Below are 13,458 nucleotides of genomic sequence, written 5' to 3'. Positions count from 1 at the left end.
GTCCGAGAAAGACGCTCGGATACGAAACGCCAGCCGAACGGTTCCAGCAAACTATTGCATCGACCGGTTGAATCCGCCAAGTCGCAGCAGACTTTCGGCCGGAAGTCGTACTCCTTGACATTGGTCTACCGGACCTGGACGGCTACGAAATTTGTCGCCAGTTGCGTGCGACGCCAGAATTTTCTGAAACCTTGTTGATCGCGCTCAGTGGTTACGCAGGGGAGGAGTATCGCGAGCGCGCCAGAAAAGCCGGTTTCGATCGCTACATGGTCAAGCCCGCTACTCTCGCGGAATTGAATCGGATCATGGCGTCCTCTTAGATTGCTCAAAAGAAAGACGATGACCTGCTAGACCGCCGTAATGGCTAGAACATCTTGAACCTGATATCGGCGCGATATCAACTTGACCAAGGAGCGCGTTTTGCCAGTCACGATCAACGATGTGCTGTCCACACCCGACGGCAGCTTGGAGTTTCATTTCACCGTCAGTGATGGCCGACATAATGATGCTTTGATCGCGACCCTTACATTGAACGAAGCGGTCGCCATCGCCAAGGGAAAAAATGCCGGCGACGTTTTTGCGATGTGCTGCGCAATCATAGAAACCCGCGAATATCAATCGCTCATCGGACGAACCTTTGGTGATACTGGTTGACCGTCGCATGTGACTCGGTCAGCCGATGTAGCACTGCGTTGCACCGGCGCATACAAGAGTCACAAGATTTTTCGCCAAGCTATTTTCGACGCGAGGTCGAGTCACAAGTGGACAGCGCGTCCATACGGCCGCGGCCGGAAGAAGTGGTTCTACGCGGCAAAGGACCGGGGAGCGAAAATGGCGACGTTTTGACGACCCCCGTTGAGATGGGCATGGTTGCCACTGCGCAGGGATTCGCAGGCCAGTATCAGTCGGTCGCCCTTTTGTGACGATTGCGGCATTCGAGGCCGCGGTGGGTAATTGTTGTAGACCCGTTATCAAACGAAATGCATCGATTCGGATCCAAACTATGTGGCGCCGAGAACGTGCCGGCGCTGAATACGATCACGCCGCGGACCGCAGGCGTCCTGGCGAGGGAGATGATTCTGACGACGGGCGTTTGGGGGAATGAGTGAGGCGATCGCCACCGCCGAGCCAGAGCACTATAACGAATTGGTTGAGCGAACCTTCATACCCGCCTAAGGGAGTTCCTGTCACCCCGCCGAACGACACGCACGCCCTATGCTCAGCCTCTTATGTTGCAGATAACTCCGATCTTTGTGCGAGCGAAACACCGACGCATGCTCGAAGCCGCAGCGCGCAGCTACGCTGCTTAAGCCGAGTAACCTTCGGGCCCGATCCGCTCATCGTCGGCCTCAAGCGCGGGCTATCCGACGTCGCATGGGTCCACCCTTGCCAGTGCCTCTCACGCGGGAGTGACAAGCTCAATGAGATCCAGCAGCGGACGGATCGACAGACCTTTCCGGCAAAAGGCATCAATCTGCACTTGCTTGCCGCGTACCACCACGTCTTCCTCGGACAAAGAGGTATACGCGATGATGGGCGTGTGCGCAAATCGGCTTGAGGCACGGATGGCCGAAGCCACTGCGTAACCATCACACCCGGGCATCTCGATATCGAGGATCACAACGTGAGGCGTTGAGGCTGGCGACGTCCTGAAGGCTGCGTGTTGTCCATCCACGATAGTGGCCCGGTAACCCTCGATGCCGAGAACCGCAGCTAGCGCCCGCGCCCCGGCGATATCGTCGTCTACGATGAGCACAACGACCGGCGGCGAAACGCGGTCAAAAAGACGATCGGTCCACAATCCAGGCGTCGGCAACATAACGATATTTCGGAGTGTCATCATACTCACTCAGCAACGGGTGTGCCCCTCTTCAACTGTTCGTTCGCGACGGATTCGGCGTAAGGGTTGAGCCAAGACCGTACGGTGTCGAGGCGCTCCGCTTCGGTGGAGAGCGCTTCGAAATTGTCCGACTGCAATCGTTTTATGTCCTCCGTCTCGGCCTTCAAACACGCAGTTTCCCGATTGTCACCCGGCTCGATCACAAACGATTGCAACGTCTCAGTCGTCCGCATCATTCAAGACGACCCGTAGAAGGCATCGTTTTTGCGCTAATTTAATTGCTTGCAATGAGCAGGCGCACTGGGAGCAGGCGATGAATGAAGATCAAGTGAAAGGTGTTGGAGAGAAGGTCAAGGGAAAGATCAACGAGGGTGTTGGCAAGATGACGGATGATCCCGCGCAGGAGGCGAAGGGCGACGCACAGCAAGTCGCTGGCGAGGCCAGAAAACAAGTCGGCAATGCGGAAGAGGATGCGAAAGACGCAAGAGGTGATTCGGCGGATCGTGACAAGGATGCAGGTTCGCCCGCACCGTAAGACGGAGTGACTGTTCTTTATCGCGGTAATGCAATTGATGTTGAGAGCAAGCCTTTCCAACTCAGTGCATATTGATCAAACGTCCGTTAGCTGCGGGCGTTTGCTTTCCGATTGATCCCCGCAGTACCGGGGATCAAAGTTCGTTTTAGTGTAGGGTGTACCAGCGCATCTGGCCCGTTCAATTTAGTTTTCATGGACTACGCGCGCGATGCGAACATGACGTGCACCTCCAAATGTCGTGACTGGGCGACGCGCTCGCCTATTAGAAATCGCTGTTTCCGATCATGTCGAATGGCGGATTCGACAGCGAATCTGGCGCTATGGGCACTGACGCCGAGCGGGAGGACGAACGCCGCGCCCGCCGGCAGGGCGAGTAACTGCGCATAGAGAGAGTCGAACATCGATTTTTCATCCGGTTTTCGCAATATTCTTGATGCGCACCTTCTGTTCCCGAATCGTACGCTCAACGCGCGCCACTTCGGTACGGCCGCGCGATTGATCTCCGGGCACGGCCGTCCCGACCTCCGTACGTTAGGCTGGTCAAGGCCGGGCGCGACTTACCGCGTTCCGGTTGTAGCTCGCGGGTCCTTTCTGAGGAAGCTGGGCGTAGTGATATTGTGTCAACTAGTCCAACGGAACTCTGGCCAGTAAGTCTTCCTGCGCTCGTTAGCCTCTGACCTCTTCTCAAATGAACATTACCAAGCGCAACAATGTGCGTGTCGTCGGCGATGGCCCGATCACAATGGTCTTCTCTCACGGCTTCGGATGCGACCAGTCGATGTGGCGCTATGTTGCGCCGACATTCGAGGGTCGCTACCGAACCGTCTTGTTCGATCTCGTCGGAAGCGGCGGTTCGGACCTTGCGAGTTACGATTATGCGAGGTACGGCTCGCTGCAGGGCTATGCGGACGACCTGCTTGAAATCCTCGACGAGGTCGAAGCGTCGCCGGTCGTCTTCGTTGGCCACTCGGTCAGCGCGATGATTGGCATGCTTGCGGCGATCAAAGCACCCGAGCGTTTTGCGGCGAACGCGATGGTCGGCCCGTCGCCATCGTTTATCAATGATGGCGCGTACCCAGGCGGTTTTGCTCGTGCGGACATTGAGGAGCTGCTGGAAACGTTGGAGAACAATTTTCTCGGCTGGTCCAGCACGATGGCGCCTGCCATCATGGGCGCGCCCGAACAACCGCAACTCGGTGAAGAACTCGTCAACAGCTTCTGCCGAACGAATCCGGACATCGCGCGTCATTTCGCGCGCGTCACCTTCCTCGCCGATCACCGGGCAGAACTGTCACGGGTCACGACGCCGACGCTGATTGTGCAGTCGAATGACGATTTCTTAGCGCCCGTTTCCGTCGGAGAGTACATTCACCGACAAATCCCAGACAGCCACCTTGCCATCGTCAAGAACATTGGACATTGCCCGCATCTCAGTGCCCCTGGCGCCAGCGTCGACGCGATTGAGTCGTTCCTGCATGAAGCGGGACTCTGATCATGCATGAGCTGCATCGAAGCGTATCTGACTTCAGAGCAGCGTATGACCGCGCGCCATGCGGCCTTTTTACGGCGGTGGCTGGCGGGAAGATCCTCCAAGCCAACCGAACATTTTGTGAATGGCTCGGATTCTCAGCACCGGAGCTCGTTGCGCACAGGACTTTTCTTGACCTGCTGACGATGGGCGGAAAGATCTTCCTCCAAACCCATCTCGCGCCGCTCTTACAGGTGCAGCGCTCAGTGGCAGAAGTCAAACTCGATATGCGTCGCCGGGATGGCGCGGTCGTCCCGATGATGGTCAATGTATGCCGGGTGAACGAAGGCGGCGTCGAGCTCGACGAGTTCGCCGTCATGGTCATGGGCGACCGGCATAAATATGAACGGGAGCTTGTCGCCGCCCGTAGCCGCTCGGATGAAGCTCTAGAAGCCAAAAAGGCTGCGGAACTTGCGCTGAGACTCGCCGACCGTCGCAAGGACGAATTTCTCGCCACACTCGCTCACGAGCTTCGCACCCCCTTCAGTGCGATGCGTTCGGCCATCGACCTACTTTCGCGTCAGCAGGGGTTGTCGGCCGACACGGTTTGGCCGCTGGAGATGCTCGATCGGCAGCTCGATCAAGCCACGCGCCTTGCCGAGGATCTGTTAGACGTGTCTCGAATCGCCGAAGGGAAGATCGAGGTAAAAAAGACGCGTGTAGAAATCGGCGCGATCATGCACGAGGTCGTCGAGAGCACCCGCGCTCGCCAAGCTGAGACTGATTCGTTATACGAGTTTGACGCGCATCTGCCGGTTGAGCCCATTTACCTGTTGGCGGATCCGGTTCGGCTCGCCCAGATCGTGCAAAATCTGCTCAACAACGCCTTTCGCTACACGCCATCGGGCGGGAAGATTGGGCTGTCCGTGACTCGGCGGGGCGAAGATGTCGTGATCACGGTACGGGACAGCGGCATCGGCATCTCGCATCAAGACCTGACGACGATCTTTACGATGTTCGCGCAGGTACCGTCGGGCTACGGGCGATCGAAGGGTGGCCTCGGGATCGGTCTGGCCCTCGTCCGGGCGCTCACCCAACTTCACGACGGGCAGTTGACGGCCGCAAGCGAAGGAGCAGAAAAAGGAAGCTCATTCGAGGTTCGGCTTCGGGCCCTCCCTGCTGATATTTCTTCGCTCGCGGCAAAAGCCTCCGCCTCCGCGGTCAATCAAACGCGTCCTGTGCTATCGAAACAGCGTCGAGTGCTGGTGGTGGACGACAGCGCAGATGCGTCAGCCAGTCTCACGCTTTTACTCCAGGCAGAGGGCCATGAGGTGGAAACTGCAACCCGTGGCCTAGATGCCTTGCGCGTTGAAGCAGCCTTCCATCCCGAAGCGGTGATTCTCGACCTGGGATTGCCCGACGTCGATGGGAAGGAGGTTGCGCGAAAAATCCGGTCCACACGCGGCGCCGACGTGACGCTTATCGCGCTGACTGGGTGGCAAGAAGATGCAGAGCTGAACCCTAGCGAAAATCACTTCGACGCCTACTTTCTCAAACCGGCGAACATCAGCGAACTCCTCGAAGTACTAGCGAACATTACAAGCAAGAACACCTAGATGGCTGACCGCCGCGCGTAGGGCAAAGAGCGCAGGATTTGGAGCCGCGGGGGCGGGCCTGCAAGTTGCGTGCTTTCTTGCAAGACCGTCCAAGACTGGACGACATCCCCAAGCGTGAGTGAAGGAGTCAATCATGAGCAAGGCTCAAGACGCGAAGAAAACGCAAAAGAAGGTCGCTACGAAAACGGCGAAGGAAAAGAAGCAGGCCAAGAAGGCGAAAAAGGAAGCGTCGAAGCGACAGTGAGCATTGCCAATTGTGTTACCGGGCGTGATGGTCGTGTCGTGCCAGTCGCAACTGGTGATGATCGGACAATCGACTCCATTTGCGAGTTTTCACGCGGATGTGTACGGGCCCCTTTCCGGCGCACTTCCGGCAGACCCCATCCCCGGCTCCGTTGCGAGCTGTTGCTGTGCTTGAATCCAGAATTCGTCTGAACGGCCCTCGGGGCTGCCGCCTTTCCTCCCAGAGCAGAAACGCAAGCGAGCGAATCCGCTCTTCAGTTGCGGTCGTTTCATGTCTGTCTCCTGCTTGAAAGTGCATAACGAATCATCCTAGTCCTGCGCCAGGCGACGACCAAAGTTTGATCGAGCAATCCGTCATGATGCGATTTCAAATGGCACGCCGCCGCTAAGTCGCAGCGAGGCGGCCTTCAACGTCGCACCAAAACCCCACGGCGTGCGTGAGTCGAGACGGGCACTCGTGAAAACTCTGACTTGGTTGATCCAACCGATAGACGCGCCCGTGGCGATTAGTGCGTCGACTAATGCCACGTCCTCATTGAAGGCGAGCGGCTGGAACCCGCCCGCCCAAGTGACGACATTCACGGTGGAACTGCCACGTGCGCCCTGCGGCTGAATATCGGGTCTTTCTAGCGAAATCGACCGCATGGCCGGCGAGGGCATCACTCTGCACGGGCATTGCTCGAAGAAGCACGCTGCATAGTGTTTTGACGATCGTATCCACAGCGCGGCCTGTTCCATGGCCGCACTCGCCAGCGCGATCGCACTTGCGCTGAGGCTCGTAACGCCAGGCCCGCAAGTGACGCTTTGAGCCGTTCCTCCCGGAGGCTCGAGAACCCAACATGATTATGTCCCCACTCCGTGCATCGCGCCCGCAAAGATGTTGCACGTCTTGAAAAAAGGAGCGATCGACTATGTTCGTGCATGACAAACGCCTGCAATCCACCGGGCGCGTCGCTGCGTCGGATTCTGGTTTGGGGAACCTGCTGCTGGAACAATTCGTCGGTCCACAAGATGAGCTTGGGGCGGCCGGCCGCCACTTCACGCAAGCGGTCTCGGAAGACGGACGCGAAAGGCGTCAGACCCGTCCAGTGATCCGACCATGGACGCCGATCTTGGTTCGGGAGAGGCGCTGACGAAGTATCGCTGCTAATGCCGAAATCGCCAGCGAATCAGGCGGCTTCGGCATCTCAAACGACAGGCCGCGGACCGAAGACGTGTTCGGTCTCCGCGGAGTTCCTATTTCTGCCGTCTGTGAGTCACCGTCGCGGCATGTGCTAGCCAGTAGATCAAATAGACGTGAACACTTACTTCGGTGCCAGTCGTGAAAGGGACGGACACGAATCAAGTCGCGCGCCTTTCAAAACAGGTCCGATCGGACGCGCCGAAAGGGCTTACGTGCCCAGCGCAAATTGATCGAAGAATCGAATCATCTCGCTACTTGCATGCGGGCCGCGAGGGTCGGCATAGGTACCTCGTGCATTCCCTCCAGACCAGGCGTGACCTAGCCCGTGGACAAGCCATTGCTCGCCGACGGGCCGTCCATTCTCGTCATGAAAGACGCGGCGCGTGTACGCGTAGCCGTTCACCGCTTTCGCCGCATAAGTTGACGAAACCTCAGACGTTGCACCGCGATCGACCTTCATCAATCCGCGCATCGCAACAATTTGATCACAGTTACGCGGATGCACAGTTTCATCAGCGTCGCCGTGGAAGACGATGAGCGGCACGGCGCGGTGTTGAAATCTATCAGGCGAGCTTACGGGCAGGCGAATCTTGCCCATCCCATCGTTCATCGCGCAGAGCGCTGAGATCGCTTCATCTGCGACGCCGAAGGCGACGCCCGAGTGCACCGCAGCGGCCGCGTAGAGTTCCGGGTGGGTGACTGCCAGATTGACCGCCATGGCGCCGCCAGCCGACATGCCCGCTGCGTAGACGCGAGCCGGGTCAACGTTGTACGCCGCGACGACCTCTCGAGTAAGGGCCGCGATCATCGAGGTTTCGCCGGACTCGCGCGCCTGGTCCCTGGCCCGGAACCAGTGCCAACATCTGAGGAGATTCGCGCTTTCCGACTGCTCTGGATAGGCGACTATATAGCCATATGCCTCTGCGGTCTCGTTCATTTCCGTGCCGGCCGCGAAGTCGTCGGGGTCTTGTTGGGCGCCGTGCAACATCACGACCATCGGCAGCGGCTGGCCGTGGTGGACACTCGGAATGTAGAGCTTGAACCGGTGAGTTTCGCCACCGTGTGCGAATTGAGTGCTCAACCATTGCGGCACGTTCTTGGCGGGCGACGCGCGTCGTTCAAGCGATGGCGCAGCCAAGGGCCGCGACTGTTCCAGCGGGGCAGCTTCCTCGGTCGCGTCGATTTGGATTGGGGAATGATCCGGTTTCCCGCTTGGGGCCGCCGTGTGGGGTTCCACGAAGAACTGCGTCGCGAAACCCAGAGGTCCGCAGGTGAACAGTGAGAAGAGCGCGGCCTGTGCCGATGCAAGCGGATCAAAATTATTCATTTCGTTTCTTCGAGAGTAAGTCAGCGTATTTGGTGCGCGCTAAGCCACGACGAGCGATTATGGGGCCGCAACAGGTACGCTGCATTCGTTGTTCCCGGCATCGCGAGAGCAACCAAATTACGTAGGGAAACGAATGGATTGGTTCGTGGCGTATGCTTTGCGAATTTTCTCCCGACACAATCCTGAGCGGCACCATCACGCATGAAGCCGCGTGCCTGCAGCTTCGGCTTCATGCTTACTCTTCGTATTAGCCCGAATGCCTGGTTGGTGTGCGCACAGTCTTTGCGATTTCGCCGTTCGCATCCAGGATCGCGCCGCCCGTGCCGCGCGCGGCGTCGCTCGCGGTTTCGGCGAGGTTTGTGACGAGTTCGCCCGACGACTGGACGGCTGACTGAGCGTCGTTGGCAGCAACCTTCGCCGCCTCGTTGAACGTGATGCCGTTGCGCTTATACTGGCTGCGCACTTCGCCGATTATGTCGTCTTGCGTCGACGTGATAATCGAGATCATGTGTTGGCCGTACGATGCGGCTTTCTGAGGGAACTGGGCGAGCATAATAGACTGCCAGCCGAGCACGTCGCCGGCACCTGCCTCGTCCCCCGCGCGCCGGAGCGTGTTGCTTTCCTCCACTACCTTGCGGACCATCTGTAAGTTCAGTTCCGTAAGCGCCTGCAGACCGCTCGCGAAGCGCCCAGTCACATTGAAAAACACCTGCAGGTTGGCGCGCGCGATGGACGGAATCTGATAGGCGAAATAGCTGGGGTACTGAAACATTAGCTTGCTCCTTCTAGAACTAGATGAACGTCGTCAAAAGGACAGTGTGAGACACACCTAGCACCGGTCGTTCCGGTGCATAGATGCCACGAACCTTCGGGTCTCGTGCCTAGTGAAAATTGGTGAAGCGGATCAAGGCGCGAACGCCAGTCGCCCAGTCGCGGACCAGGCGATTCACGCTGCCGCATCTAGGGTTATTCTGGCGTCGTCTTCTTGGTGCTTGGAACGTCGACTGAGGCATCTCGCGAACCGGGCGTGCGCTCCACATCCACTTGCGTGCCACGGACGGTGTCGGTGACCGTCTCGGTGCGACTAGATGCTTCCTTGCCGACCACTACTTCTTCAACCACGCGGGCGGTCTTGGCGACAACCGCTTCTTCCGCTGTCTCCTTGATCTCAACGAAGCCTTCGCGCAGATCAGCGGCCGTCGCAGGGCGGTCGACGGGTCGGCGTTCGATGTTCGCGTGTTCTTCACGCAGGCTCACCGACTCGCTGACGGGCGTCTCGGTCAGACGGGAGTACACCCGCACACCACCTGTCTGCACGGATCGTTTGCCGATTTCCAGCGACTCCTGCACCACCGGAAACGCCTTGCGCTCCTCTGCGATCTGGTCCGCCGTATAGTCGGGCGCGTTCCGGTCATAGCCGGTATAGCCGGTGTTACGCCATTGCGCGACGCGCGAATCGATGTCGATGGCGCCGGCCGCATACAGCGCATCGCGCACGCGCTCTGTCTCGGATTCATTTACCGCGTCTACCGACAGAAGCGCACCACCGCGTCGCACGGCTTCCTGATAGTGACCGATCTCCTCCGGTCGTTCGCTGTCGCCAAAAAGATTCTTGAAGAAATGCTCAATCCGGGCCATCGCTCCCTCATGGACTTCGCCAGCAGGACGAACGACAGGATCGTCCACCGTTGTATCGGTAGACATCGTCGAACGCTCGTCATTGGCGTGCACGCGCATGTCTGAGCGTGCGATACCTTTTGCTTCGAGTCGCGTCTGGGCGAGCTCGGCATCCTGGAAGGTGTGAAATACACCGATAATCGTCTGAGTCATTGCCGCATCTCCGAAATAAAGGGCTTGCGCAAGCCGGAAGAACAGCGCATGCGAGGGATAGCGCAACGTCCGTTCCAGTGCGGCTCAACGCGAGGGCGGGTCAGGCTTCCACTCGCCGTCAGGGCCTTCGCGCCGCTCAACGATCAGTTCTTCGGCGTGCCTAAGGACGCGGTGCTCGACGTCGCGTTCAGTCTCCGTCCTCTTGACACGCACCTCTTCTTTCAACGTCAACTGCATCGTGATTCGTAAACGGGAATGATTAACGTATCGCCCTCGCGGCGCGGCTCCGTGCGTTCTTCCACAGGGCGATTGACGGTTATGCGCGTGACCTCAACGTGCTGCTCGCGCAGGCGCATCGACAGAGGTTCCATCTCTTCATGAACGACCTTGCGCACGCGCACAGATCCAGTCTCGGTCGTTCTGACGCCGACTTCGAGTTCCTCCCGCACGGCAGACAGGCGAACATCGTCTTCTGGGACGCCGGTCGGCACGGCGTTCGGTGGAGCTTTTTCAGAGTTCATCGGTTTCTCCGTAACGCAAGTGCAGTGTTCGGCCATGCGGCTCAGGTCCGCGCACTGCGCGCGACGGTACGGTTGCGAGCCAGTGCTGCATCTCGATCCACCGCAGCGCCGCCACTTTCCTCGAACGGCGGTTGATGGCGAAAACCTGCGCCGCCCGACACGATCGAAATGATGGCCCCGACGATCAGTGCAGCAAACGAAAACCAGCTCGCCCGCGCGACGCCACGTGCTGTCGTATCCGCCGCTTGACGAGCATTTTGTTCAGCGTCTGGACTAGAGGCGGCGGACGCTGCTGAGGCGACTGCAGCCTGCACCTGCTGTTTGGCTGAATCGATCAGTTGGTTGCCGCTGCCGGGTTGATTGGCCGCGGTCGCGCCAACCTGCGCACCTGTCGCGGCGATGCTGCCCGCCGTGCTCATGGCACCGGTGACGAGCGATGTCATCCCATACACGATCAAAAGCGTCATGACGGCCCATGACAGCAGTCCGTGGAGCCAGCCAAGCACAGGGGCGCAGCGTCCCGCGAGGTACGAGCCAACGAACACGGCTAGCACGGTCGTCACGATGACCCAGACGCCCGAACCGAAGCCAAAGCCATGCAACGGATCCGGTTTCGACAACGGCGCCAGCAGCGATGCGCCGATGGCTGTGCCGAGCGCACTCATGATCAGATAGACAATCATCGACAGGATCACTCCAGCGATGATGGAACCCCACGACAACCGCGGCAGGCCGTCTTTAGTCGTTAGCAGTCGCATGATATCTCTCCGGCAGGATGTGTTTGAGATGCTCCTGACGCTCCGCAATTGGCATGCCGGTCTCCCGACGATTCGGCGTACTCCGGGCTGTTGACCCCTTTCGAGGCTGGGCGTCGAGCGTTGAAGGAGGGGCGCGATGTCAAGCGACCGTCCGAGCGCAGATCGTTCGCGCTCAGCACCGGGAATTCGCCGGTTTTCTATGGGGCCCGCTCCGGCCCACGAGCCCGCATCAGTGGCGCTCAGAATGCAGGTGGGACAGAGGCCAGGTTCCTGGCCGAGAGCGTGAGAGCGCGTGCTTTGCCGTTCCAGCGTGTCCTCTTGGTGCCGATTTTCGAAGTGGTCGCGCTTCTTAGCCGCCGCGACGCACCCGTGGCCGGTAGAGCCGCAAAGACCTCGTTCGATAGGAGCTTGCTGATAGCATAGCGTCCGGTGCTCCCTTCGAGACTATGCGAAAGCATGTTCGCCAGGCGTGCGTATTATTTCCCGCATCGGCGACGGTGAATCGACAAAGTCGCGCTGCGCGTGCGCCGCCGCTGCGCGAGTAACGACGGCGCTGCCGCGAGTTGCAGCAGCGCCGACCGGTGTTACACCTCGTTGGCCTTTCCAGCGCCCAGGTCGGCGCCGGTGGTCGGCTCGGCGGACGGATTCGAAGCCGTGCGCGATGCCATCGCCTGCAGTACTTCGACGTCGCGTTCGGTCACGGTCACGGTGGCCGTTCCGTCGCCGCCATCGACGGCCGGTTGCGGATCTTCGACGAACTGCCAGTCGCCGCCCTCGTTCCATGGCCCGCGCGCGTCATCGCCCTTCGACATGTTGAAGTAGACGCTCGTGAACTCCGGCTCGCCTGGCAATTTGCCTTGCGGGAAGTTCGGCTGAATCGAGTGAAGCGCCTTTTCGAACGATTTTTGATGCGCGATTTCGCGCGTCATCAGGAAACCGAGCGCTTCCTTGATGCCCGGATCGTCCGTTACGTTGATGAGACGTTCGTAGACGATCTTCGCGCGGGCCTCCGCTGCGATGTTCGATCGCAGATCGGCCGTTGGTTCGCCGATGGTGTCGATATAAGCGGCCGTCCAGGGCACGCCTGCGGAATTGGTGAGGGCAGGGCCGCCGCCATAGAGCAGCGCCGTGGTGTGCGAATCGTTGCCCCCCCCCGTGAGCGACCGATACAACTCGGCTTCCGATTCCACTGCTTCCGCAAGCTGGCCCTTTGCACTCTTGTTCAGCATTGCGACGATTGAGCCAATCACTTCGAGATGGCTGAGCTCTTCGGTGGCGATGTCGAACAGCAGGTCTTTGCGGCCCGGATCGTCTTCGCTGACAGCTTGCGTGAAGTACCGGCAGGCGGCCGCCAGTTCACCCTGCGGCCCGCCGAACTGCTCGAGCAGCAGATTGGCGAGACCCGGATTGGGCGCGCTCACGCGGACGGTGTATTGCAGACGCTTGTTATGTACGAACATTTGCACGACTCCTTTTAGGGCGCACGAAACCCTTCACGATCTCGGCGCGAATCATCAACTTTTGGATGGTTGTGCTTGCAGCGACCAAGAGGACGTCGAAAGCGTTGCTTACGGTCGCGTTGCTGCAAGCCTCAGCGCGAGGACATCGCACTGGCGTATTGCGGGGAAGCCGCGTCGTGGAATGGAAGGCCGGCTGCCGGGGTCGGAGTTCGGCACATCGGCCTAAATGGGATTCAGCAACGCGTATGCCACGCGATCCGGCTGGTTCCACGAGCGGGCATTGTCGATGCTTCATGCCGAACGTATGGATCACTGGAGACAACCATGAACGTCAAATCGCTGACGGGCCGAACCTTCGCATGGCCCGCGCGCATGTTCAGACGCTTCGGCGCGGATCGCGCTGCGCCGATGGCCGCGAGCATCGCGTTCTATTCCGCGTTTTCGCTCGCGCCGACGCTCGTTATGGTGATCGCCGTCGCCGGACTCGTCTTCGGTGCGGAGGCCGCTCGCGGGCAGCTCTTCCATCAGATCAGCGGCATGCTCGGAAAGGATGCCGCCGCGAGCGTGCAGGCGATCGTCGAACACGCGCACCGGAGCGGGGGAAGTGGCATTGCGGCGGTGATCTCGTTCGTACTGCTGGCCGTGGGCGCATCGGCGACATTCTCGTCGTTGAACAC

At 59.4% G+C, this 13,458-nt stretch carries 14 protein-coding genes and 1 pseudogene; 7 read left to right on the top strand and 8 right to left on the bottom strand.

Annotated features, from left to right (window positions below):
• Positions 1-71: 71 nt before the first annotated feature.
• Together AWB80_RS41850 and AWB80_RS41845 are read left to right on the top strand one after the other, a co-directional pair.
• Positions 72-320: a response regulator gene (locus tag AWB80_RS41850; protein WP_087132085.1), complete on the top strand. Its 249-nt coding sequence runs from the start codon at positions 72-74 to the stop codon at positions 318-320.
• A 100-nt stretch (positions 321-420) separates the two neighbouring features.
• Complete coding sequence (locus AWB80_RS41845; protein WP_143328275.1) at positions 421-654, top strand: hypothetical protein; 234 nt, start codon at positions 421-423, stop codon at positions 652-654.
• Between the two features lie 745 nt (positions 655-1,399).
• Here the strand turns inward: AWB80_RS41845 and AWB80_RS41840 are convergent.
• Complete coding sequence (locus tag AWB80_RS41840; RefSeq protein WP_061180468.1) at positions 1,400-1,819, bottom strand: response regulator; 420 nt, start codon at positions 1,817-1,819, stop codon at positions 1,400-1,402.
• 334 nt (positions 1,820-2,153) lie between these two features.
• Here AWB80_RS41840 and AWB80_RS41830 point away from each other — a divergent pair, with 334 nt between their 5' ends.
• The 3 genes from AWB80_RS41830 to AWB80_RS41815 all read left to right on the top strand — a co-directional run bounded on the left by AWB80_RS41830 (position 2,154) and on the right by AWB80_RS41815 (position 5,459).
• On the top strand, positions 2,154-2,375 hold the full coding sequence (locus tag AWB80_RS41830; protein WP_087132082.1) for a CsbD family protein: 222 nt from the start codon (positions 2,154-2,156) through the stop codon (positions 2,373-2,375).
• Positions 2,376-3,063: 688 nt separating this feature from the next.
• Positions 3,064-3,867 carry an alpha/beta fold hydrolase gene (locus AWB80_RS41820; RefSeq protein ID WP_061180464.1) on the top strand — a complete coding sequence of 268 codons (804 nt, stop codon included), beginning with the start codon at positions 3,064-3,066 and terminating at the stop codon, positions 3,865-3,867.
• A gap of 2 nt (positions 3,868-3,869) precedes the next feature.
• The gene (locus AWB80_RS41815; protein WP_061180463.1) at positions 3,870-5,459 is read left to right on the top strand and encodes a hybrid sensor histidine kinase/response regulator; all 1,590 of its coding nucleotides are present in this window, start codon (positions 3,870-3,872) and stop codon (positions 5,457-5,459) included.
• A 597-nt stretch (positions 5,460-6,056) separates the two neighbouring features.
• Here the strand turns inward: AWB80_RS41815 and AWB80_RS45725 are convergent.
• Positions 6,057-6,440, bottom strand: a complete 384-nt coding sequence (locus tag AWB80_RS45725) for a hypothetical protein (protein ID WP_143328274.1) — start codon at positions 6,438-6,440, stop codon at positions 6,057-6,059.
• Positions 6,441-6,613: 173 nt separating this feature from the next.
• Here AWB80_RS45725 and AWB80_RS41805 point away from each other — a divergent pair.
• Positions 6,614-6,778, top strand: a pseudogene (locus tag AWB80_RS41805) (manganese catalase family protein); the annotation flags it as partial.
• Positions 6,779-7,093: 315 nt separating this feature from the next.
• Here AWB80_RS41805 and AWB80_RS41800 read toward each other — a convergent pair.
• From AWB80_RS41800 to AWB80_RS41770, 6 genes are all read right to left on the bottom strand, one after another.
• On the bottom strand, positions 7,094-8,212 hold the full coding sequence (locus tag AWB80_RS41800) for an extracellular catalytic domain type 1 short-chain-length polyhydroxyalkanoate depolymerase (protein WP_061180461.1): 1,119 nt from the start codon (positions 8,210-8,212) through the stop codon (positions 7,094-7,096).
• A gap of 247 nt (positions 8,213-8,459) precedes the next feature.
• Positions 8,460-8,984, bottom strand: a complete 525-nt coding sequence (locus tag AWB80_RS41795) for a phasin family protein (RefSeq protein WP_061180460.1) — start codon at positions 8,982-8,984, stop codon at positions 8,460-8,462.
• Between the two features lie 194 nt (positions 8,985-9,178).
• A complete protein-coding gene (locus AWB80_RS41790) occupies positions 9,179-10,042 on the bottom strand; it encodes a YsnF/AvaK domain-containing protein (protein WP_061180459.1) in 864 nt (287 codons plus the stop codon).
• Between the two features lie 227 nt (positions 10,043-10,269).
• Positions 10,270-10,563, bottom strand: a complete 294-nt coding sequence (locus AWB80_RS41785; RefSeq protein ID WP_244207052.1) for a DUF2382 domain-containing protein — start codon at positions 10,561-10,563, stop codon at positions 10,270-10,272.
• Between the two features lie 41 nt (positions 10,564-10,604).
• Positions 10,605-11,321, bottom strand: a complete 717-nt coding sequence (locus tag AWB80_RS41780) for a hypothetical protein (protein WP_061180458.1) — start codon at positions 11,319-11,321, stop codon at positions 10,605-10,607.
• A gap of 584 nt (positions 11,322-11,905) precedes the next feature.
• Positions 11,906-12,781, bottom strand: a complete 876-nt coding sequence (locus tag AWB80_RS41770; protein WP_061180456.1) for a manganese catalase family protein — start codon at positions 12,779-12,781, stop codon at positions 11,906-11,908.
• Between the two features lie 324 nt (positions 12,782-13,105).
• Here AWB80_RS41770 and AWB80_RS41765 point away from each other — a divergent pair.
• The coding region (locus tag AWB80_RS41765) for a YhjD/YihY/BrkB family envelope integrity protein (RefSeq protein ID WP_208635770.1) at positions 13,106-13,458 on the top strand (353 nt) is incomplete at its 3' end.

This window comes from Caballeronia pedi (assembly GCF_001544915.2).
In the GTDB taxonomy this organism is placed as follows: domain Bacteria; phylum Pseudomonadota; class Gammaproteobacteria; order Burkholderiales; family Burkholderiaceae; genus Caballeronia; species Caballeronia pedi.
Note: the sequence above shows the minus strand (reverse complement) of the source record. Positions and strands in the feature narration are given on the sequence as shown.